Here is a 20,555-nt window from a genome sequence, read left to right on the forward strand (position 1 = left end):
CAGCGGCCGGCCGGGCGCGGCAACCGATTTAACGCCTCAGCGGCGGCCGAACCGCTCGATCAGCTCGGACTGGTACGCGGTGGTGCCCTCGATCCGCTCGTAGCTGCCCACGGCCCAGGGACCGCCGTGCCGCCCGCCCGGGGCCAGGGCGGTGACCTCGTACGACTGCGTCTCGCCCGCCGCCACCGTGGCGCCCTCGTGGCGGGTCCAGCGGCGGCCGTCGTAGTGCCAGAGCACCGGCGGGCCCTCCGACCCGTACGGGTCTCCCGACACCCAGATGCCGCCGCGGCCGTCGCCGGTGAGGGCCTCGGCGAAGAGCCCGCTCACCGGGCCGGTGACGTCCCGCCACCGGCGGCCGTTCCAGTGCAGGACCCTGGGTTCGGCGAATCCCCCGCCATCGGCCGCGGGGACCCGGCCGGTCGCCCAGACGCTGCGGTCGGACTCCACGTGGACGCCGGTCAGCCGCAGATCCGGGTCGGCGGGGGCCTCGGTCTCCGTCCAGCGGCCGTTCCGCCAGCGCAGCGCCACCGGGCGGCTCTCCCGGCCGACGTGGGCGAAGCCACCGACGGCCCAGGCGCTCCGGGAGGAGCGCGCGTCGACGTCGGTCACGTCCAGCCCGTTCGGCAGCCTCTCCGTCTCCCAGGAGCCGTGCGCGTACGTGCTCAGCCACTCCCAGCCCGCCACCCACACGCGGCCGCGCTCGGCGGCGATCTCCGCGGAGCCGTGGTGCGCGCCGCCGGGCAGCTCCGGCAGCGGCACCCGCCGCCACTTCCGGCCGTCGTAGCGGACGACGTACTCGTCGTCGTAGTTCCACCCGTACGCCCAGACGTCGCGCGGCGAGGCGGAGTCGACGCTGTTCCAGTAGAAGACCGGCGGCAGCGCGGGGTCCTCCGCCTCCCGCCAGCGCCGGCCGTCCCAGTGCAGCACGACGCCGTCCGGCATGCCCTCGTAGAGGCCGTCGGAGCCGACGGCCCAGGCGCTGCCGCCCGCGGACGTCACCGAGTGCAGCCGGGCCCCGTCCGGCAGGCTGCCGGCGAGCGATATCTCCCAGCGGGGTTCGTGCGCGCGGCCCGCGGCCGACGCCGGGGCGCCGAGCGCGGCGCCGGCGGCGAGCGCCGCGGCGATCGCCAGGGCGGTGCGTACCCGAGTCCTCATCCGTGAATTCCCTTCCAGCGGTGCGGTCTGACACGGAATCAGACCGCCCGCCGGGGGTGAGGGTTGTCCGGGTATTTCAGTTATGTCGGTACGTCACCGGGGGTGCGCCCCGGCGCCATCAGGCGTTCACCGGGGCGCGCCCCGCGGTGCTCACCGGGCGCGTACGGCGTCCAGTTCCGCCACCGAGGCGAACGTGTCCGACGCGCCGTGCTCACTGAGCACCTTCAGCGCGATGTGCCTCGCCTTCACCTCCCGGAACGGCACGGTGAACTCCGTGCGGTCCTCGGGGAAGCTGCCCGCCGCCACCGTCTGCCAGCGCTCGCCGTCGGCGGAGACCAGCACCTCGTAGTCCTCGACCCGGCCGTTGATGCCACCGTCCTGCCGCGGCATGTAGCGCACCCCGGCGAGACGCCGCTGGGCGCCCGTGTCGACGGACAACTGCTGCGGCAGCGCGGCGCCGTAGTCGCTGTGCCAGTGGGTGTACGGGTCGTTGTCGACGGCGCGCGCCGCGCCGCCCGGCTCGCCGGTGCTCTCCTCGCTGGTGGCCGCCGCCGTCCAGCCCTCCTGTCCGTACAGACCGGGGTTGGCGCCGATCTGCGACTCGGGGTCCGCCGGATCCGAGACCGTGACCGGCAGCGCGTCGCCGACGCGGTCGTACGCGTCGAGGAACGGCTGCACCGGGGAGCCGGCCGGGGTCGCCCAGGTGCGGTCGGCGACGACGGCGAGCGGGCGGCGGGCGAAGTAGTCGACCCAGCCGACGGAGTAGTCGTAGGTGCGGTCGGACCAGCGCGCCATCCGGTAGCCGAGGATGTTGGGCGCGGACTCGAACGGGTAGTCGCGGTACACGTCGCGCACGTCGAAGAAGGCGTAGTCGCCGGGCGTGGCGCCGAACCCGGCGCTCATGTACAGCTTGCTCTCCTCCATCCCCACGGTCGGATAGCCCTCGGCGGCCCGGCCGCCGGGGGGCGAGAGCCATTCGGTGACCCCGGTGCGCTTGTCCGGGTCGATGCTCGTCGGCTGCTGGAAGTCCCACCACTGCCAGACCTGTGCCGACTTGCCCTCGGCGCGGACGGCCCCGGCCAGGTCGTCGATGAACTCCACCAGCACGTCGCCGGGGTAGGGGTAGCCCTGCTTCTTCTGGTACGCGACGAGTTCGGGGCACGCCTCCTGCGCCGGGCGCAGCGGGATCTCGTCGGTGCCGATGTGGAGGTAGGGGCTGTCGAAGACGTCCGCGACCTCGGCGACCAGTTCGCGGGCGAAGCGCCGCGTCTCCGGCTTGGTGTAGTCGAGGGTCCAGTGGCCGCGGTCCGAGCCTTCCCAGCCGTTGCTGGGCCGGGACATCGACTCGCAGGCGAACGCCAGGTCGGGGCGGGCGTCGCCGATGGAGACGGCGTGCCCGGGCAGGTCGATCTCCGGTACGAGCGTCACCCCGTAGCGCGCCGCGTACTCCTCCAGGTCGCGCAACTGGCGCTTGGTGTAGTGCTGTTCCGCGACGATCTCCGGATACACGTCGCTCTCGATGCGGTAGCCGTTCCAGTCCGTCAGGTGCAGGTGGAAGGTGTTGAGCTTGTACCAGGCGAGCTGGCGGATCTGCTGCTTGAGGTAGTCCACCGAGTAGTACCGGCGGCCCGCGTCGAGCATCGTGCCGCGCTCGCCGTGGGTGGGGTGGTCGCGCACGGTCCCGCGGGCGACCTGGTGCTCCGCGGCGCTGGTGCGCAGGGCCTGGAGCAGGGTGCGGGTGCCGTAGAGCACGCCGCGGCGGTCCGGGGCGGTGATCCGGGCGGAGTCGGCGAGGTCCAGCTCGTAACCCTCGGGGGAGGGGGCGCCGCCGCCGAGGGCCAGGCCGATGTCGCCGGGGCCGGGGCGGCCGGTGGCGATCCGCGGGCGCAGCCCCTCCTGGAGGTCCAGTTCACGGGCGAGCATCGCCGCGGTCGGGGCCAGGCGCCCGGCGTCGCCGCGGTCCAGCACGATCCGGCTCTGCCCGGTCAGCTCCCACGTGCCCGTACCGCCCTCCCACGAGCGGACCGAAGGGACCGTGACGGGCGCGGGGTTGGGCGCGGCGGCCTGGCTCGCGGGCACGCCGGGGGCGAGGGACAGCAGCATCCCGGCGGCCGCGGCGAGCCACGGCGCGCGGCTGCGGGGGCGCCGGTTCCGGCGGCGGGCGTACGGCCCGGGGTGCGGCGTCGTGCGTACGGACGGGCTGCGCGGTGCTGGCGCTGGGGTCTCCTGCGGCATGGCGGCTCCCTCGGACGACGTCGACTGCCCAGGCGTACCAGCCGGTCGGCGACCGCGGCCATGGACGGAAGCGCGGCGCGGCGTGGACTTACGCGCCGACGTGTCTCATGTGGTATCGCCCATTGCCATATCGTGTGAGGATCGGTCAAGCTGTTTGTGGATTAATCGCCCGGTCGGGGGAAACTTGACCGGCTCGTTTGCGCCAACCTTGCCCCTGTCCCGACATGCCGCACTACGGTTGGCGGTCCACCCAGGACCCCGGTGACTATGACCTCGGCTGCCTGCCCCCAGGCTGGGCAGAACGGGCCCCGTGGGGGGAGCACGTGGTGTACACAGACGACGTGACCGGAGCTTCGTGGCGTACCGGCGGCGACGACCACGCCGACCGGGTGGAATCGCGCTTCGCGCGGAGCTACCGGCTGCACGGATTCACGGTCCTCGAGCTGACCGGCGAGATCGACCTCGCCGCCCAGCTCGACCTCGAGCCGTACCTCGACGTGATCACCGGCGCGCCCGCGCCGCGCGTGGTCATCGACCTGTGCCGGACGGAGTTCCTCGACTGCTCGGGACTGCGGCTGCTGGTACGCGCCCGCATGCGCACCGCCGACCGCGGCGGGGAACTGCGGCTGGTCTGCCCCGAGGGCGGCCTCGCGCACCGGATCCTGCGGTGCTGCGGCCTGCTCGACGCGCTCGGTCCGGTGCCGACGCTGGCCGACGCCCTGCCCGGAGAAAACCCGGAAGCGGTCGCTAGTCAAGTTTGATTAGAATCGCGCCCATGTGTTCAGCGCAAGCAGCAGAGAACGATCCGCCGGGCCCGGGGCCCGCGGCCGGCGCGGCGAGCCCCGCCGACACCCACGACGTGATCAAGGTGCGCGGCGCCCGGGCGAACAACCTGGCCGGCATCTCGCTCGACATCCCCAAGCGGCGGCTCTCGGTCTTCACCGGCGTCTCCGGCTCCGGCAAGTCCTCGCTCGTCTTCGGCACCATCGCCGCGGAGTCGCAGCGGCTGATCAACGAGACGTACAGCGCCTTCGTCCAGTCCTTCATGCCGAACCTGCCCCGGCCCGACGCCGACGGGCTGCACAACCTCTCCGCCGCCATCGTCATCGACCAGGAGCGGATGGGCGCCAACTCCCGCTCCACGGTGGGCACGGCCACCGACGCGTACGCGATGCTGCGCATCCTGTTCAGCCGGCTCGGCGAGCCGCACGTGGGCACCTCCGGCGCGTTCAGCTTCAACGTCCCCGAGGGCATGTGCCCGCGCTGCGAGGGCCTGGGCGAGGTCTCGCAGATCGACGTCGACCAGCTCGTGGACCGCCGCCTCTCGCTCAACGAGGGCGCCGTCACCATCCCGAACTTCGCCGTCGGCAACTGGTACTGGGAGGTCCTGGTCTCCTCCGGCTTCTACGACCCGGACAAGAAGCTCGCGGACTTCACCGACCAGGAGTGGCACGACCTCCTCCGCAAGGAGACCGTGAAGGTCAAGGTCGGCAACCACAACATCACGTACGAGGGGCTGATACCCAAGATCACGCGGATGTGGCTGGTGAAGGAGCGCGACGCGCTGCAGGGTCACGTCCGCGCCTTCGTCGACCGCGCCGTCGTCTTCGCCGAGTGCCCCGACTGCGGCGGCACCCGGCTCTCCGCCGCCGCGCTCTCCTCGAAGATCCAGGGCCGGAACATCGCCGAGTGCGCCGCCCTGCAGATCACCGACCTCGCCAAGTTCGTCCGCGGCATCGAGGCCGAGTCGGTGGGGCCGCTGCTCGACAACCTGCGCGGGCTGCTGGACTCGCTGGTCGAGATCGGCCTCGGCTACCTCAGCCTCGACCGCCCCTCCGCCACTCTCTCCGGCGGCGAGGCGCAGCGCGTGAAGATGGTCCGCCACCTCGGCTCCAGCCTCACCGACGTCACGTACGTCTTCGACGAGCCCACCGCCGGGCTGCACCCGCACGACATCCGGCGCATGAACGACCTGCTGCTGCGGCTGCGCGACAAGGGCAACACCGTGCTCGTCGTGGAGCACAAGCCGGAGGTCATCGCCATCGCCGACCACGTCGTGGACCTCGGCCCCGGCGCGGGCGGCGACGGCGGGCACGTCACCTTCAGCGGCGACGTGCCGGGGCTGCGCGCCTCCACCACGCTGACCGGCCGGTATCTGGAGCACCGGGTACGGCTGCGGGAGCGGCCCAGGCAGCCGCGCGGGCACATCGCCGTCGAGGGCGCCGACCTGCACAACCTCCGCGACATCGACGTCGAGGTGCCGCTCGGGGTGCTCACCGTGGTCACCGGCGTCGCCGGCTCCGGCAAGTCCTCGCTCGTACACGGCTACCTCGCCGGACGGGACGGCGTCGTGGTCGCCGACCAGTCGCCCATCCGCGGCTCGCGGCGGTCCAACCCCGCGACGTACACCGGGCTGCTCGGCCCGATGCGTACCGCCTTCGCGAAGGCCAACGGCGTCAAGGCCGCGCTCTTCTCGGCCAACTCCGCGGGCGCCTGCCCCAAGTGCAAGGGCATCGGGCTCATCTACACCGACCTGGCGATGATGGCCGGCGTCGCGTCCGTGTGCGAGGAGTGCGAGGGCAGGCGCTACACGCCCGAGGTGCTGACGTACACGCTGCGCGGCAAGAACATCAGCGAGGTGCTGGAGATGTCCGTCGCCGAGGCGCACGGCTTCTTCCCCGCGGGACAGGCGCACGCCATCCTCGGCCGGCTCGCCGACGTGGGGCTGGGCTACCTGCGCCTCGGCCAGCCACTCAACACCCTCTCCGGCGGCGAGCGGCAGCGGCTGAAGCTGGCCATCCACATGGCGGAGAAGGCGGCGACGTACATCCTCGACGAGCCGACCACCGGGCTGCACATGGCCGACGTCGACAAGCTGCTGGCGCTGCTCGACCGGCTGGTCGACGACGGCAACTCGGTGGTGGTCATCGAGCACCACCAGGCGGTCATGGCGCACGCCGACTGGCTGATCGACCTCGGTCCCGGCGGCGGCCACGACGGCGGCCGGGTGGTGTTCACCGGCACCCCGGCCGCCCTGGTCGCCGAGGCGGACACGCTCACGGCGCAGCACCTGCGCGAGTACGTCGACCGGGACTGACCCGCCCCCGGGGAGCGCCGGCGCCCGTACCCTAGGCCGCCGCCACCCGCGGCATCCACATCGGCTCCTTGCCCAGCTCCGCCCAGATGTACCTGAGCAGCAGCTCGGACTTGAGCCCGGCGCTCCCCGGGTCGTCCCACAGGTTGCGCGTCTCGCCCGGATCGGCGCGCAGGTCGAACAGCTCGCCGTACGTCCGTCCCTGATAGACCGTCAGCTTGTAGCGGTCGTCGACGTACGTGCGCAGGCTGACCGCCGTCGGCTCGTGCCGGAACTCGCAGATGACGTGGTCCCGCGCGCTCGGCGCGCCGCCGGTGAAGACCTCCGCCTGGCTGACGCCGGTCATCTCCCGCGGCACCGGCAGCCCGGCCAGCTCCAGGAACGTCGGCGCCAGGTCGACGGTCGACACCAGTGCGGAGGAGGCGCGCCCGGCGGGCACCCGGCCGGGCAGCCGGACCAGGAACGGCACCCGCAGCAGGTCCTCGTAGTGGAACGCGCCCTTCGCCTGGAGCCCGTGCTGGCCGAAGAAGTGCCCGTGGTCGGTGGTGAACACCACGAGGGTGTCCTCGGCCAGCCCCAGCGCGTCGAGCCGGTCCAGGATCCGGCCGACGTACGCGTCGAGCATGCTGACCATCCCGTAGTACGTCGCCACCAGCCGGCGCCGCTCGGCGGCCGGCAGCAGGTGGGAGTGGAAGCCGTGGACGTACTGCCCCGACTCCTGCCACGGCGAGAAGTCCGGCCGGTCCTGCTGGGTGAGGCCGAAGTGCGGCGGGTTGCCGTCGTGTTCGCCCGCGACCGCCTCCGGCACGGTCAGCGCGTCCGGGTCGTACATCCGGTCCCAGGGCTCGGGCACGAGGTACGGCGGGTGCGGGTCGAAGAAGCTGGCCCAGCAGAAGAACGACTCGTCCCGCTCCGCGTACCCCTCGAGCAGCGCGCCGGTGCGCTCGGCGATCCAGGCGTTGTAGTGCAGTTCTTCGGGGATCGGCCAGGTGTGTCGCACGCCGGGGTCCAGGGTGCCGGTCGGCGGCCGGAAGTACCGCCGCCAGTCCGCGCAGCCCTGCTGCTCCAGCCAGAGCGCGTAGTGCTGGCCCGCGTGCGCCTCCGCGGTGTGGTTGCGGGCCAGCTCCACGTGGTCGAAGCCGTAGTACGGGCCGTGGAAGTCCCGCCAGAAGTCCAGGTCCTGCAGCAGCGGGTACGACTCGATCGAGGGGTGCTCCGCCGTGCTCGCGAGCGGCTGGAAGTGCGCCTTGCCGACCAGCGAGGTGGCGTACCCCGCGCCGCCCAGGTGCTGCCCGAGCGTCGGCTGGTCCTCGGGCAGCTTGGTGCCGAGTGTCCACGCGCCGTGCTGGCTGGGGTACTTGCCGGTGATCATCGAGGCGCGGGTCGGGGTGCAGGTCGGATTGGGGCAGTACGCGCGCTCGAAGGCGGTGCCCTGGGCGGCCAGCCGGTCGAGGTGCGGGGTGCGGATCTCGGGGTTGCCGCGGCCGAGGGTGTTCCAGTGCTGCTGGTCGCTGGTGATGAGGAGGATGTGGGGACGGCGGGCGGGCTGCGTCATACGGTGCGCTTCCTGACGGGGGCGGGGGCGGGTGGCGTACGCCGGGCTCGTGCGGCGGTCAGGCGAGCGTCACCCGGAACGGGCCCCCGGATCAAGCCCCCTGTACGGGCGCGGGGGTGGCGCGGAGCGCGAAGAGCAGCGGGACCGCGGGCCGGGTGGCCGGCAGCCGCCACCAGCCGCTCGCCGGGTCCCGCTCCATCGCCGCGAACCGCGGCCACGGCAGCAGGTCCGTCTCACGCAGCAGGTCGACGGCGAGCCCGGCACCGGCCAGCGCCGTGACCACGTCGCCGAGGCCGTGGCGCCACTCGTAGCTGGTGAAGGAGCCGGTGAGCGGCGGGCCGTCGGTGTACGTGTGCGGCGAGTCCTTGCGCACGGGGCCGCGGCCCGCGAGGTAGTCGTGGCGCAGCAGCAGCTCCGGCACCTCGCCGGGGTCGCCCGCGGGGCCCAGGGAGTTGAGCAGCGGGTGGAATTCGGCCAGGTACAGCATGCCGCCGGGCCGCAGCAGGGCCCGTACCACCCCGGCCCAGGCCGCGAGGTCCGGCAGGTAGCACAGCGCGCCCTTGCCGGTGTAGACGACGTCGAAGCGCCGGCCCGCCAGCGCCTCGGGCGCCCGGTGCACGTCGGCCCGTACGAACTCCACCTCCCGGCCCGCCGCCGCCGCGATCCGCCGCGCCCCGGCGACGGACGCGGCGGAGAAGTCGAGGCCGACGGTGCGGGCCGCGCCCCGCTCGGCGAAGGCGAGCGTGTCGGTGCCGAGATGGCACATCAGATGGAGGACGTCCCGGCCGTGCAGGTCGCCGAGGTCGTCCCACTCGAAGGGGGCGAACCAGTCGCCCGGCGCCCGGGAGCCGTCGAGGCCGTAGAAGTCGCTGCGCGTGTGCACGGGGGCGCGGGCGTCCCAGTTGGCCTCGTTGGCGCGGAGCATCTCGGCGACCGTGGGCGCCGGTTCGTCAGCCGTCATGGCACCTTTCTACCCGCGCCGCGGAGTGCTGCCGCGCCATTCCGGGGTACGGCCCGCCCGCCGCGTCCGGGGCCGGGCGCCCGCGCGTGACGATGCGGCCGCCGGCCGCGTCCACCGTGCGCATCTGCAGGGAGCCGCACTGGCACCGGGTCCAGATCGTCATCCCCCCGCCGGTGCGGTGCCGCGAGACCGTGTGGAACGGCGTGCTGTCCGCCCAGCCGCAGTGGGGGCAGTGACCCTCGAACAACGTGTTGTCCCCTCCCCGCCGTAACGCTCCGGCGGTTCTCGTCCGGCGCGGCCCCCCAGCGGGGCCCGCGTTCCTTGCCCCTTCAGCATGGAAGTTTCATTCGTTCAGGTCTAGGTTGGATTTATGGAGCGCATCGTGAAGGAGGGCCTACATGATTGACCTGCGCCGGCTGCGCGTGCTCCGCGCGGTCGCGTACTACGGCACCGTGACCGCCGCCGCCGAGTCACTCCACCTCACGCCCTCCGCCGCCTCCCAGCAGATCCGGCAGCTCGCCCGCGAGCTGGACGTCCGGCTGCTGGAGCCGCAGGGCCGCCGGGTGCGGCTCACGCCCGCGGCGCGCGGGCTGCTCGCGCACGCCGACGTCATCGAGGCGCAGTGGGAGCGGGCGGCGGCCGAACTGCACGCGCTCGGCGAGGAGCCGGCCGGCGAGCTGCGCATGTCCGGGTTTCCGAGCGCGATGTGCCGGCTGCTGGCGCCGGTGGCCGGCGCGCTGCGCGCGGCGCATCCGCGGCTCGACGTACGGCTGCGCGAAGCGGAGCCCGCCGACTGCTACGACCTGCTCTTCGACTGCGAGACGGACCTGGCCGTGGTGGAGGCGTCCGCCGAGGCGCCGGCCCGCGGCGACCAGCGCTTCGAGCAGCACACGCTCATCGAGGACCCCTTCGACCTGGTCGTGCCGGAGGGCCACCCGCTGGCCGGCCGGACGGCGATCGAACTCGCCGAGGCCGCGGGGGAGCGGTGGATCATCGGCCCCCCGGGCGTCTGGTCGCGGCAGCACGTGCTCGCGGCGTGCAGCGCGGCCGGCTTCGGGCCCAACGTGACCCACGAGGCGTGCGACTGGACCGTGACGGCGGTGATGGTCTCCCACGGGCTCGGCGTCGCCCTCGTGCCGCGGCTCGCGCAGTTCTCCGGCGTGCCGTCGATCCGGCGGCTGCGGATCACCGGGGTGCCCGTCCCGTCGCGTACGTTCCTCACCGTCACCCGGCGCGGCGCGACCGGCAGCCCCGCGGTGCGCGCCGCGCTCGACGCGCTCCAGGTACGGGCGAAGGAGACGGTCGCGTAGCGAAGGGGACGGCCGGGCACCGGGAGGGCCCGCGGGCCCGCGGTGCACGGAGCCCGCGGGCCCGCGGGAGTGGGGGGAGGGGGCGGGGCGGAGGAGGGTGCCCCGCCCCCGGGGAGGGGGGTGGGTGACGACCGGACGGCAGGCGCTCGGGCACCGCCGGCCGGCCGCCGTTCGGATGCCGGCGGGGAACCGGCATGGCCGGGCGGGTCGCAGGTACGACCCGCGCCGGCCGGGCGGCGGTGCCTAGTGGGCGCCGGCGCCGGTGAGGGAACGGACCTCGAGTTCGGCGTACTTCTTGCCGGTGGCGTCCTCGTCCTTGGACAGGATCGAGCCGAGCCAGCCGAGGAGGAAGCCGGCCGGGATGGAGATCAGGCCCGGGTTCTCCAGCGGGAACCACTGGAAGTCCACGCCCGGCCACATGCTGGTCTCCTTGCCGGAGACCACCGGGGAGAACAGCACCAGGAACACCGAGGTGAACAGGCCGCCGTAGATGGACCACAGCGCGCCCTGGGTGGTGAACCGCTTCCAGAACAGGCTGTAGAGGATCGTCGGCAGGTTCGCCGACGCCGCCACGGCGAAGGCCAGGGCCACCAGGCCGGCGACGTTCAGACTGCCCGCGAAGACGCCCAGCAGGATGGCGACCGCGCCGATCCCGACGGCCGCGATCCGCGCTGCCGCGATCTCCTCCTTCTCGGTGGCCTTGCCCTTGCGGATGACGTTCGCGTACAGGTCGTGGGCGAACGACGACGACGAGGCCAGCGTCAGTCCCGCGACGACCGCGAGGATCGTGGCGAACGCGACCGCGGAGATCATCGCCAGCAGGATCGCGCCTCCGGTGGATCCCGCTCCGCCGCCGACTTCTTCCGCCAGTAGTGGTGCCGCGGTATTGCCCGCCGGGTTGGACTCGATGATCGTTTCCTGTTTGATCAGCGCGGCGGCGCCGAAGCCCAGCGCGATGGTCATCAGGTAGAAGCCGCCGATGATGCCGATCGCCCAGAGCACGGACTTACGCGCGGTCTGCGCGGTGGGCACCGTGTAGAAGCGGATCAGGATGTGCGGCAGACCCGCGGTGCCCAGCACCAGCGCGATGCCCAGCGAGATGAAGTCGATCTTCGAGGTGGTCGTCACCCCGTACTTCAGCCCTGGCTCCAGGAACGACGCGCCTTTGCCGGAGTTGTCCGCGGCGGCGCCCAGCAGTTGGGAGATGTTGAAGTCGAACTTCGCCAGCACCAGGATCGTGATCAGCAGGGTGCCCAGGATCAGCAGCACGGCCTTGATGATCTGCACCCAGGTGGTGCCCTTCATGCCGCCGATGGTGACGTACAGGATCATCACCAGGCCGACGAGGACCACGATGAGGTTCTTGCCCGCGTCCCCGGTGATCCCCAGCAGCAGGGCGACGAGGGCACCGGCACCGACCATCTGCGCCAGCAGGTAGAAGATCGACACCACGATGGTCGACACCCCGGCCGCGGTGCGTACGGGACGCTGGCGCATCCGGTACGCGAGCACGTCGCCCATGGTGAACCGGCCCGAGTTGCGCAGCGGTTCGGCGACCAGCAGGAGCGCCACCAGCCAGGCGACCAGGAAGCCGATGGAGTACAGGAACCCGTCGTAACCCGCCAGCGCGATGGCGCCGGCGATGCCCAGGAAGGAGGCCGCGGACATGTAGTCCCCGGAGATCGCCAGCCCGTTCTGGAAGCCCGTGAAGGAACGGCCGCCCGCGTAGTAGTCGGTGGCGTCCTTCGTCTTGCGTCCCGCCCACACCGTCACCGCCAGTGTGAGCGCCACGAAGACCGAGAACAGCGTGACGATCAGCGTGCGGTGCTCACCCGGATCCGACTGGGCGACCATCTGCAGCGCGTTCGTGGTGGCGCCCGTCATTTCCCGACCTCCGTGCCACTGCCGACCACCCGGCCCTCGACCTCAGCCTTGAGCTGCTCGGACCTGGGGTCGAGCTTCGCGGCGGCGTGCCGCGCGTACCACCATGCGATGGCGAACGTGGTGACGAACTGCGCGATGCCCAGCACGAACGCCACGTTGATGTTGCCGGCGACCTCGGTGCCCATGAAGTCGCCCGCGTAGTTCGACAGCAGCACGTACAGCAGGTACCAGGCGATGAATCCGATGGTCAGCGGAAACGCGAACGAACGGTGTGCGCGTCGCAGCTCCCCGAACTCCTCGCTCTGCTGTACTTCTTCGTACACGTCCGGCGATCTGCCGGTCGGGGGTGTGCTGCTCATCGCGGCCTCCATGGGGCGCGTTGGGGGACGGGGGTGTCCGGACGGGCCGGGCGCGGCCACCGTAGAAGCGCGCGGGCCGCCGCGCGAGCCGCCGCGCGCCGGTGGTGCCGTGAACGGCGGCGCGGATGCGCCGAGCGGTAGCGACGGCACGACGAGCGGTCGGCCGGGCGGTGGTTCGGGCCGGACGGCGGGCGGTGAGCGGTGCGCCGGCGGCGGCCGCAGGCGCTGGGCCGGGCGCTCGTACGTGGTGGGCCGGCCGCCCGAGCGCGGTGGGGCGGCGGCCCGTACGCCTTCGGTCAGCCGGCCGAACGCCCCGGGCGGCGCGGCAGGTCCAGGGTCTCGGGGGCATGCAGCCGCAGCAGCGCGTGCGCCGTACCGCTGGGCACGCTGCGCCTCGTCAGCCACGAGACGCCCACCATCACCGCGAACGCGAGCGGGACCGTCCACGCCGCCGGACGCGCCAGCAACGCCCCCGGCCAGCCGCCGGGTTGCACGCCGAACATCGTCGCCGCCACCGTCGCCAGCGCGGCCCCGCCGCCGGTGAGCAGCCCGGCGGCGGCGCCCTGCGGGGTCAGCCCGCGCCACCAGATGCCGAGCAGGAGCAGCGGGCAGAACGACGAGGCCGCGACCGCGAACGCCAGCCCCACCACGTCCGCGACGGGCCGTTCCACGACCACCAGCGACGCCACGCACGGCACCGCCGCCGCGGCCACCCCGGCGAGCCGCAGCCGCAGCACGGTCGCCCGCACCTCCGCGCGGGCGTCGGCCGCCTTGCCCGGCGGGGCCGTCGCCCGCCGGGCCCGTCTGCGCTCCAGCTCCTGCCCCAGCACACCCGCCACCGACATCGTCAGGCCGGAGGCGGTGGAGAGGAACGCCGCGAACGCGCCCGCGGTCAGCAGCGTGCCGAGTACCGCCGCGGCCGGGCCGCCGCCGAGCAGCCGGTCGGGGAGGAGGAGCAGCGTGGCGTCCGTGCGGCCGGTCATGAGGAGTTCGGGGGTGTAGAGGCGGCCGAGGGCGCCGTAGAGCGGCGGCAGCAGGTAGAAGGCGGCCAGCAGCCACAGGACAGTCCAGGTGGTGCGGCGGGCGGCGGGGCCGTCGGGGTTGGTGTAGAACCGGACGATGACGTGCGGCAGGCCCATGGTGCCGAGCAGCGTGGCGATGAGCAGCGAGTACGTGCCGTAGCCGGGATGTTCCGTACCGGACAGCGGGCGCGTCCAGTTGAGGCCGTCGACGGGTTCCTCGTCCACCGGGTGCGGCACGTCGGCGCCGGCGGGGAACCTGACCCGGGTCTCCTCGCCGATCGCGTGCACGCCGGGGCCGATGCGCACCCGCTCGCCGTCCAGCCGCTCGCCGTCGAGCCGGCCGTGCACCGTGACCCGTACCGGATCCTCGACGCGTACGTCGACGGCCTGGTGCACGGTCACCGTCGTCGCGTCCCGGAACCGCGGCGGCGCGTCGGCGTCCGGCCACGGCGCGCCGTCCGCGCGCCAGGCAAGCAGCAGGAAGATCACCGGCACCGCGAGCGCCGTCAGCTTCAGCCAGTACTGGAACGCCTGCACCGCCGTGACGCTGCGCATGCCCCCGGAGGCGACGGTCGTCATCACCACCGCCGCGACGGCCACCGGGCCGACCCACAGCGGGGCGCCGGTGACGGTGCGCAGGGTGAGCCCGGCGCCCTGGAGCTGGGGCAGCAGATAGAGCCAGCCGATGAGGACGACGAGCACCGAGGCGAGCTGCCGTACGCGCGTGGACTGCAGCCGGGCCTCGGCGAAGTCCGGGACGGTGTACGCGCCGGAGCGGCGCATCGGCGCGGCGACGAAGGCGAGGAGGACCAGGTAGCCGGCGGTGTAGCCGACGCCGTACCAGAGCATGTCGGCGCCGTAGGCGAGCACGAGCCCCGCGATGCCGAGGAAGGACGCGGCCGACAGGTATTCGCCGCCGATCGCGGAGGCGTTCTGCAGCGGCGTCACGGCGCGGGAGGCGACGTAGAAGTCGGAGGTGGCGCGGCCGGGGCGCAGCCCGTACACGCCGAAGAGGGCGGTGGCGAGGCAGACGACGGCCACGGCGATGGCGGGCTGGAGGGTGTTCACGTGCTGTGCCCTGTCACGACCGCTCGACCAGGTCCGCGAACTCGGCCTCGTTCTTGCGCGCCTGGCGCTGGTACACCCACGCCAGCGCGAGGATCACCGGGTGCACCGCCACCCCGATCACCAGCCACGGCACGGGCACGCCGGCCAGCGTGCTGTCGCGGACGCTGGGCACCGTCGCCAGCAGCACCGGCAGCGCGCCGAGCACGACGCCGAGGGCGCCGACGACGAAGGCGGCGAGGCGTAGCTGGGTGCGCATGAGGGAGCGGAGGTAGACGTCGCCCAGCGGGGTCTGCCGGCCCAGGTCGTCGGCGACGAGGGCGCGGCTGCCGGGCAGCGGCTGGGAGCTGCGGGCGGCGAGGGTGCGGGGGTGGGCGACGGTCACGCGGGGCGGCGGCTCGGGGGGTTCGGGCGGGGCGGTGCTCTGCGGGGTGCGGCTGCGGGGCACGCGGGAGCCGGGCGTTCCGGTCTGCGGGGTGGCGTCGGCGTCGCCGTTCCGCTGCGCGCCGCTCTTCCCCGCCCCGCCCTTCTGCGTCCTGCTCTTCCGGGAACTCGCCTTCGCTGCGCGGCCGCCGGGCGTACCGCTCTTCCACGTGCCGCTCTTCGCCGCGGAGATCCCCCGATCGCCCGCCACGTCACACCGCCGCCGTGGGGGGATGTCGGACCAGCATCTCGCGGACCTGGCGGGTGTGCCGCCGGCTGACCGGCAGCATGTGCCCGCCGAGGACCACGTACGTACGCCCCGCCTCCATGCGCAGCTCGCGCACGTGGTGCAGGGCGACGAGGTGGCTGCGGTGGATGCGGACGAAGCCGGCCGCTCCCCACCGCTCCTCCAGCGTCGCGAGCGGGATGCGGACGAGGTGGCTGCCGCCGCCGGTGTGCAACCGTGCGTAGTCGCCCTGCGCCTCGGCGTAGAGCACCTCGCTGCGCTGCACGAACCGCGTGACACCGGCGAGTTCCACGCTGATGACCTCGTCCGGCACGGCCGCACGCTCCGCCGGCGCCGCACCGGCCGGCTCCGCCTGCTCCTCCGGCACCGGCTCCGCGGCCGACTCGGCACACCTGCGCACCGCCTCCGCGAGCCGCTCCGGCGCCACGGGCTTGAGCACGTAGTCCGCCGCGTGCAGCGCGAACGCCTCCACCGCGTGGTCCTCGTGCGCGGTGACGAACACCACCCGCGGCGGCTGCGCGAACCGGGATATGAGCCGGGCCAGCGCCAGCCCGTCCAGGCCCGGCATGCCGATGTCGAGGAACACGGCGTCCACGGAACGGCCCGAGGCCAGCGCCCGGTCGAGGGCCAGCAGCGCCTGCTGCCCGTCGCCGGCCGTCTGCACCTCGGCCACCCGCGGGTCGCGGCGCAGCAGGTACGCCAGCTCCGCCAGGGCGGGCTCCTCGTCGTCGACGGCGAGAGTGTGCAGCATGCGGGAACCCTATGCGGGGCGCGGCGGCAGCGAAACCCGTCTATCGCTCACATCCCGCCGGGGCCGCTCTGCACCGCGTCCGGATGGAACTTCGGCACCCGGACGTGCACCTTCGTCCCGGCGCCCGGAGCGGTCTCGATGACGAGCCCGTAGGCGTCCCCGTAGACCTGGCGCAGCCGCTCGTCGACGTTCCGCAGCCCGATGCCCGGCGCCCGCGGCGCGTCCCCCGCCAGCTCGGCCAGATCCCCGGCCAGGATGCGGGCCAGCGTCTCCGCCGCCATGCCGGCGCCGTCGTCCTCGACGCTGATCAGCGCCTCGCTGCCGCCGTCGGCCGCGGTGATCGTGAGCCTGCCGGGCCCCGGCTTCTTCTCCAGCCCGTGCCGTACGGCGTTCTCGACCAGCGGCTGCAGGCACAGGAACGGCACCACCACGCTCAGTACCTCCGGTGCCACCCGCAGCGAGACCTCCAGCCGGCCGCCGAAGCGGGCGCGCTCCAGCAGCAGGTAGCGGTCGATGCAGCGCAGTTCCTCGGAGAGGGACGTGAAGTCGCCGTGGCGGCGGAAGGAGTAGCGGGTGAACTCGGCGAACTCCACGATCAGCTCGCGGGCGCGCTCCGGGTCGGTGCGCACGAAGGAGGCGACGGTGGAGAGGGAGTTGTAGATGAAGTGCGGGGAGATCTGGGCCCGCAGCGCCCGCAGCTCCGCCTCGCTGGCAGCGGCCCGGGAGCTGTCCAGCTCGGCCAGCTCCAGTTGCGCGGAGACCCAGCGGGCCACTTCGGAGGCGGCGCGCACCAGGCCCGCGGACGCCTGCGAGGTGAAGACGGCGAGCACGCCGTCGACGCGGCCGGCGACCGCCAGCGGCACCGCCACGGCGTGCCGCAGCGGGCAGTCCGGCCAGGTGCAGGCCACCTCGCGGGGGCCGATGACCTGCGTGCGGCCGCTCTCCGTCACCTGGGCCGCGGCTCCGGGGACGGCTTCGGAGTGGTCGTGGCCCGGCTTGCCCTCGGGGCCGTCCCAGGCCAGCAGCTCGCCCTTGCCGTCGGCGAGCGCGAGCGCGGGCGCGCCGAGGAGGTCGCGCAGGTGCGGGGCGGCGCGGCGGGCGGTGTCCGCGGTGAGACCGGCGCGCAGCGGGGGGCCGGCGAGGGAGGCGGTGTGCAGCGTCTCGTACGCGGCGCGCTCCTGCGCGGTGCCGTACTGCTGGTTGCGCGCGACGCGCACGCCGATGAGCACCGCGGCGGCGCAGAGCACCACGACGGCTCCGAGCAGCAGCGCGGCGGTGGCGGCCGACATCCCGGGCATGGACGGACGCTACCGCGCCGGGTGCGGTCGGCGGCAGCGGGCGTCGTCAGGCAGGGAGCCCCGGCGGTGCCGTCAGCGGGCCGCAGGACGGGGCGCGGGCCGCGCTCTCCGTCGCGGAGGCGCCGCCGGCCGGGGGTGGGTGCTCTCAGCCGGAGGTACCGGCCACGGAGCCCGGCAGCACGTTCTCGACGTAGTCGGCGACCGCGGCCTCCAGCCCCACGTCCTGCTGCTTCTGCTCGGCCAGCAGCCAGCGGTGCTCCAGTACCTCGTGGTAGACCTGCGCCGGGTCGAGCTGGCCGCGCAGGGCCGGCGGCACCGCGCCCACGGTGGGGCGGAAGACCTCCCGCACCCAGCGGTGCGCCAGCACCTCGGGCCGGGCGCCGAGCGGGTCACCGGGCGCGTAGTCGTCCTGGGTCGCCATCCAGCTCTCCAGGTCGTTCAGCAGCCGGCGGGCCTGGTTCTCCTCGGTGTCCATGCCGGTCAGCCGGAGCAACTGGCGCTGGTGGTGGCCGGCGTCGACGACCTTCGGCACGAACGAGACGGTGTCGCCGCCCGGGGAGTGGGTGATCTGCATCTCGGCGACGTCGAAGCCGAGGTCGTGCAGGCGGCGTATGCGGCGCTCGATGTAGTGCCGCTTGTCGGCCGGGTAGACCGACTGCCGGGTCAGCTCGTGCCACAGGTCTCCGTACCGCTCGGCGATGGCCGCGCCGAACGGGATCGGGTCGATCGACGGGTGCAGCGCCCCGGAGGCCTCCAGGTCCATCAGCTCGCCCGAGATGTTCATCCGGGCCAGCTCGATGTCGTACTCCCGCTGGCCGTTGCTCAGCCGGGGCTGGATCTGCCCGGTCTCGGCGTCCACCAGGTACGCGGCGTACGCGCCGGCGTCCCGGCGGAAGAGCGTGTTGGACAGCGAACAGTCGCCCCAGGCGAAGCCCGCCAGGTGCAGCCGGACGAGGAGCACGGCCAGCGCGTCCATCAGCCGGTTCACGGTGCCCGGGCGCAGCGTCGTCTCGAACATCGCCCGGTACGGGCGCGAGCCCACCAGGTGCCGGGTGACCAGCGCCGGCTCCAGCGGCTCGCCGTCGGCGCCGGTGCGTCCCGTGACGACCGCGAGCGCGTCCACGGCGGGGATGCCGAGCCGGTCGAGGTCGCGCAGCAGCTCGTACTCCCGGCGGGCGGCGCGCTCCGGCACCTCCTTGATCGCCACGACCTCCTCGCCGGCCTCGGCGAAGCGCACCACGTGCCGCGAGATGCCACGCGGCAGGTCGACCAGGCAGTCCTCCGGCCAGACGTCGAGCGGCAGCTCCCAGGGCAGGTCGAGCAGCGCGGCGGGATGCTCCGGGTTGGTGGCGCTGATCTGCAGCTCAGGGCGCACGGCGGTCCTCCTCGGTCGTTCGTCCTCCATCATGCGCTGCCGGCCGCCGCGGCGAGGAACTGGGTGGTGGCCAGCTCCGCGTAGAGCGGGTCGCCGGCGACCAGCTCGGCGTGCGTGCCGACGGCCCGCACCTCGCCGCGGTCCATCACCACGATCCGGTCGGCGCTGGTGACGGTCGACAGCCGGTGGGCGACGACGAGCACCGTGGTGTCCCGCGAGACCTCCGCGACGGTGTCGCGCAGCGCCGCCTCGTTCACCGCGTCCAGCTGCGACGTGGCCTCGTCGAGGAGGAGCAGCCGGGGCCGGCGCAGCAGCGCGCGGGCGATCGCGACGCGCTGGCGCTCGCCGCCGGACAGCTTGGTGCCCCGGTGGCCGACGAGGGTGTCCAGGCCCTGCGGCAGCCGCGCCACCAGCTCCTCGAGCCGGGTGGTCTTCAGCACCTCCCGCACGTCGTCCTCGCCGGCCGCGGCGTTGCCCAGCAGCAGGTTGTCCCCGAGCGAGCCGGAGAGCACGGGGGCGTCCTGCTCCACGTACCCGATGGCGGCGCGCAGCGCGGGTATCTCCCAGCGGGTCACATCGTGGCCGTCGAGGAGTATCCGGCCGGCGGTCGGCTCGTAGAACCGCTCGATGAGGGAGAAGACGGTGGTCTTGCCCGCCCCCGACGGGCCGACGAACGCCGTCATGCCGCGCGGCGGTATCGCGAAGCTGACGCCGTGGTGCACAAACGGCAGGTCGTCCGCGTACCGGAAGCGGACGTCCTCGAAGGCCAGCGCCGCGGGCTCGGCGCCCGGCTCCGGCAGCGGCGCGGGCTCCGCGGCGGGCTCGGCCGGCAGGAGCTGCGCCTCGCGGATCCGCTCCAGCGCGGCGGCCCCCGTCTGGTACTGCGCGACCGCGCTCACCACCTGCTGGATCGGCGACATCAGATAGAAGACGTAGAGCAGGAAGGCGACCAGCGTGCCGACGTCGATCGCCCCGGTCGCCACCCGGGCGCCGCCCACCGCCAGCACGGTGATGAACGCGACCTGCATCGACAGGCCGGCCGTGTTCCCGGCCAGCGCCGACCACTTGGCGGCCCGCACGCTCTGCCGCCACGACTCCTCCGCCGCCTCGTGCACCGCCCGCTCCTCGCGGTGCTCGGCGCCCGACGCCTTGATCGTGCGCAGCGCGCCGAGCACCCGCTCCAGCGCCGCACCCATGAGGCCCACGGACTCCGCGGCCCGCTTGGCGGCCCGGTTGATGCGCGGCACGATGACGCCGATGACGGTCCCGGCCGCGAAGATCACGCCGGCGGTCACCGCGAGCAGCACGGGATCGACGACGCCCATCAGCACCAGCGTCGCCACGGCGGTCAGACCGCCGGTGCCGAGCCCGACGAGGGTGTCGGTGGTGACCTCGCGCAGCAGCGTGGAGTCGGAAGTCACCCGGGCCATCAGGTCCCCGGGCTCCGTGCGGTCCACGGCCGCTATCCGCAGCCGCAGCAGATACGAGCTGAGCCGGCGCCGCGCCGTCAGCACCACCGACTCGGCGGTGCGCCGCAGCACGTACGAACCCAGCGCCCCCACTCCGGCGTTGGCGACCACCAGCACCGACATCACGATCAGCGCACCGGCGATGGAGCGGTCGTGGGACAGGTCGTCGATCAGCGACCGCGCCACCAGAGGCAGCGCGAGGCCGGTGGCCCCCGTCGCCAGTGACAGCAGCGCTCCGGCGAGCAGCGCCCAGCGGTGCGGCCGCGCGTACGCGAGCAGCATCCGCCACGGCGGCGTGCCTGCTTCGGGGGCTTCGTCCACGGCCATTGCGCACCTCCGGCGATCTCACGGG

16 protein-coding genes are annotated in these 20,555 nt (G+C 73.6%); 4 read left to right on the forward strand and 12 right to left on the reverse strand.

What is annotated here, in order from left to right; translation table 11 throughout:
• Positions 1–36 precede the first annotated feature (36 nt).
• Positions 37–1,155: a hypothetical protein gene (locus tag DMB38_RS33675; protein WP_125938358.1), complete on the reverse strand. Its 1,119-nt coding sequence runs from the start codon at positions 1,153–1,155 to the stop codon at positions 37–39.
• Between the two features lie 150 nt (positions 1,156–1,305).
• Positions 1,306–3,390: a family 20 glycosylhydrolase gene (locus tag DMB38_RS33680; protein WP_125938359.1), complete on the reverse strand. Its 2,085-nt coding sequence runs from the start codon at positions 3,388–3,390 to the stop codon at positions 1,306–1,308.
• Between the two features lie 326 nt (positions 3,391–3,716).
• Between DMB38_RS33680 and DMB38_RS33685 the strand changes: the two genes are divergently transcribed.
• A complete protein-coding gene (locus DMB38_RS33685) occupies positions 3,717–4,151 on the forward strand; it encodes an STAS domain-containing protein (protein WP_125938360.1) in 435 nt (144 codons plus the stop codon).
• A 98-nt stretch (positions 4,152–4,249) separates the two neighbouring features.
• On the forward strand, positions 4,250–6,487 hold the full coding sequence (locus tag DMB38_RS33690; protein ID WP_125939450.1) for an excinuclease ABC subunit UvrA: 2,238 nt from the start codon (positions 4,250–4,252) through the stop codon (positions 6,485–6,487).
• 31 nt (positions 6,488–6,518) lie between these two features.
• Here the strand turns inward: DMB38_RS33690 and DMB38_RS33695 are convergent, their stop codons facing one another.
• Both DMB38_RS33695 and DMB38_RS33700 read right to left on the reverse strand, forming a co-directional pair.
• On the reverse strand, positions 6,519–8,039 hold the full coding sequence (locus DMB38_RS33695) for a sulfatase-like hydrolase/transferase (protein ID WP_125938361.1): 1,521 nt from the start codon (positions 8,037–8,039) through the stop codon (positions 6,519–6,521).
• 91 nt (positions 8,040–8,130) lie between these two features.
• Positions 8,131–9,000, reverse strand: coding sequence for a class I SAM-dependent methyltransferase (locus DMB38_RS33700; RefSeq protein WP_125938362.1), 870 nt, complete (start codon positions 8,998–9,000; stop codon positions 8,131–8,133).
• Positions 9,001–9,086: 86 nt separating this feature from the next.
• On the opposite strand from DMB38_RS33700, the gene DMB38_RS37735 reads away from it, so the two are divergent.
• Both DMB38_RS37735 and DMB38_RS33710 read left to right on the forward strand, forming a co-directional pair.
• Positions 9,087–9,236, forward strand: coding sequence for a hypothetical protein (locus DMB38_RS37735; RefSeq protein WP_173534904.1), 150 nt, complete (start codon positions 9,087–9,089; stop codon positions 9,234–9,236).
• A gap of 162 nt (positions 9,237–9,398) precedes the next feature.
• Positions 9,399–10,310, forward strand: coding sequence for a LysR family transcriptional regulator (locus tag DMB38_RS33710; protein WP_125938364.1), 912 nt, complete (start codon positions 9,399–9,401; stop codon positions 10,308–10,310).
• A 243-nt stretch (positions 10,311–10,553) separates the two neighbouring features.
• On the opposite strand, the gene DMB38_RS33715 is transcribed toward DMB38_RS33710, so the two are convergent.
• The 8 genes from DMB38_RS33715 to DMB38_RS33750 all read right to left on the reverse strand — a co-directional run bounded on the left by DMB38_RS33715 (position 10,554) and on the right by DMB38_RS33750 (position 20,530).
• Positions 10,554–12,194 (reverse strand): cation acetate symporter, encoded by a 1,641-nt coding sequence (locus DMB38_RS33715; protein ID WP_125938365.1) that lies wholly within the window; start codon positions 12,192–12,194, stop codon positions 10,554–10,556.
• The gene (locus DMB38_RS33720; RefSeq protein ID WP_125938366.1) at positions 12,191–12,565 is read right to left on the reverse strand and encodes a DUF485 domain-containing protein; all 375 of its coding nucleotides are present in this window, start codon (positions 12,563–12,565) and stop codon (positions 12,191–12,193) included. The genes DMB38_RS33715 and DMB38_RS33720 overlap by 4 nt, the downstream gene beginning before the upstream one ends.
• A 284-nt stretch (positions 12,566–12,849) precedes the next feature.
• Positions 12,850–14,643 carry a cation acetate symporter gene (locus DMB38_RS33725; RefSeq protein ID WP_125938367.1) on the reverse strand — a complete coding sequence of 598 codons (1,794 nt, stop codon included), beginning with the start codon at positions 14,641–14,643 and terminating at the stop codon, positions 12,850–12,852.
• Between the two features lie 13 nt (positions 14,644–14,656).
• Positions 14,657–15,274 carry a hypothetical protein gene (locus tag DMB38_RS33730; RefSeq protein ID WP_125938368.1) on the reverse strand — a complete coding sequence of 206 codons (618 nt, stop codon included), beginning with the start codon at positions 15,272–15,274 and terminating at the stop codon, positions 14,657–14,659.
• A 1-nt stretch (position 15,275) separates the two neighbouring features.
• Positions 15,276–16,061 carry a LytTR family DNA-binding domain-containing protein gene (locus DMB38_RS33735; protein WP_125938369.1) on the reverse strand — a complete coding sequence of 262 codons (786 nt, stop codon included), beginning with the start codon at positions 16,059–16,061 and terminating at the stop codon, positions 15,276–15,278.
• Between the two features lie 47 nt (positions 16,062–16,108).
• On the reverse strand, positions 16,109–17,350 hold the full coding sequence (locus tag DMB38_RS33740; protein ID WP_125939451.1) for a histidine kinase: 1,242 nt from the start codon (positions 17,348–17,350) through the stop codon (positions 16,109–16,111).
• 154 nt (positions 17,351–17,504) lie between these two features.
• On the reverse strand, positions 17,505–18,734 hold the full coding sequence (locus tag DMB38_RS33745) for a DUF4032 domain-containing protein (protein ID WP_240662620.1): 1,230 nt from the start codon (positions 18,732–18,734) through the stop codon (positions 17,505–17,507).
• Positions 18,735–18,763: 29 nt separating this feature from the next.
• Positions 18,764–20,530 carry an ABC transporter ATP-binding protein gene (locus DMB38_RS33750; RefSeq protein ID WP_125938371.1) on the reverse strand — a complete coding sequence of 589 codons (1,767 nt, stop codon included), beginning with the start codon at positions 20,528–20,530 and terminating at the stop codon, positions 18,764–18,766.
• Positions 20,531–20,555 lie beyond the last annotated feature (25 nt).

The organism is Streptomyces sp. WAC 06738 (assembly GCF_003945505.1).
Classification (GTDB): Bacteria; Actinomycetota; Actinomycetes; order Streptomycetales; family Streptomycetaceae; genus Streptomyces.

What these genes read in the sequence shown, in the direction of transcription:
- DMB38_RS33675 (WP_125938358.1), bottom strand. Translation starts at nt 1,155, where the DNA reads ATGAGGACTCGGGTACGCACCGCCCTGGCGATCGCCGCGGCGCTCGCC.
- DMB38_RS33680 (WP_125938359.1), bottom strand. Translation starts at nt 3,390, where the DNA reads ATGCCGCAGGAGACCCCAGCGCCAGCACCGCGCAGCCCGTCCGTACGC.
- DMB38_RS33695 (WP_125938361.1), bottom strand. Translation starts at nt 8,039, where the DNA reads ATGACGCAGCCCGCCCGCCGTCCCCACATCCTCCTCATCACCAGCGAC.
- DMB38_RS33700 (WP_125938362.1), bottom strand. Translation starts at nt 9,000, where the DNA reads ATGACGGCTGACGAACCGGCGCCCACGGTCGCCGAGATGCTCCGCGCC.
- DMB38_RS33710 (WP_125938364.1), top strand. Translation starts at nt 9,399, where the DNA reads ATGATTGACCTGCGCCGGCTGCGCGTGCTCCGCGCGGTCGCGTACTAC.
- DMB38_RS33715 (WP_125938365.1), bottom strand. Translation starts at nt 12,194, where the DNA reads ATGACGGGCGCCACCACGAACGCGCTGCAGATGGTCGCCCAGTCGGAT.
- DMB38_RS33720 (WP_125938366.1), bottom strand. Translation starts at nt 12,565, where the DNA reads ATGGAGGCCGCGATGAGCAGCACACCCCCGACCGGCAGATCGCCGGAC.
- DMB38_RS33735 (WP_125938369.1), bottom strand. Translation starts at nt 16,061, where the DNA reads ATGCTGCACACTCTCGCCGTCGACGACGAGGAGCCCGCCCTGGCGGAG.
- DMB38_RS33740 (WP_125939451.1), bottom strand. Translation starts at nt 17,350, where the DNA reads ATGTCGGCCGCCACCGCCGCGCTGCTGCTCGGAGCCGTCGTGGTGCTC.
- DMB38_RS33750 (WP_125938371.1), bottom strand. Translation starts at nt 20,530, where the DNA reads ATGGCCGTGGACGAAGCCCCCGAAGCAGGCACGCCGCCGTGGCGGATG.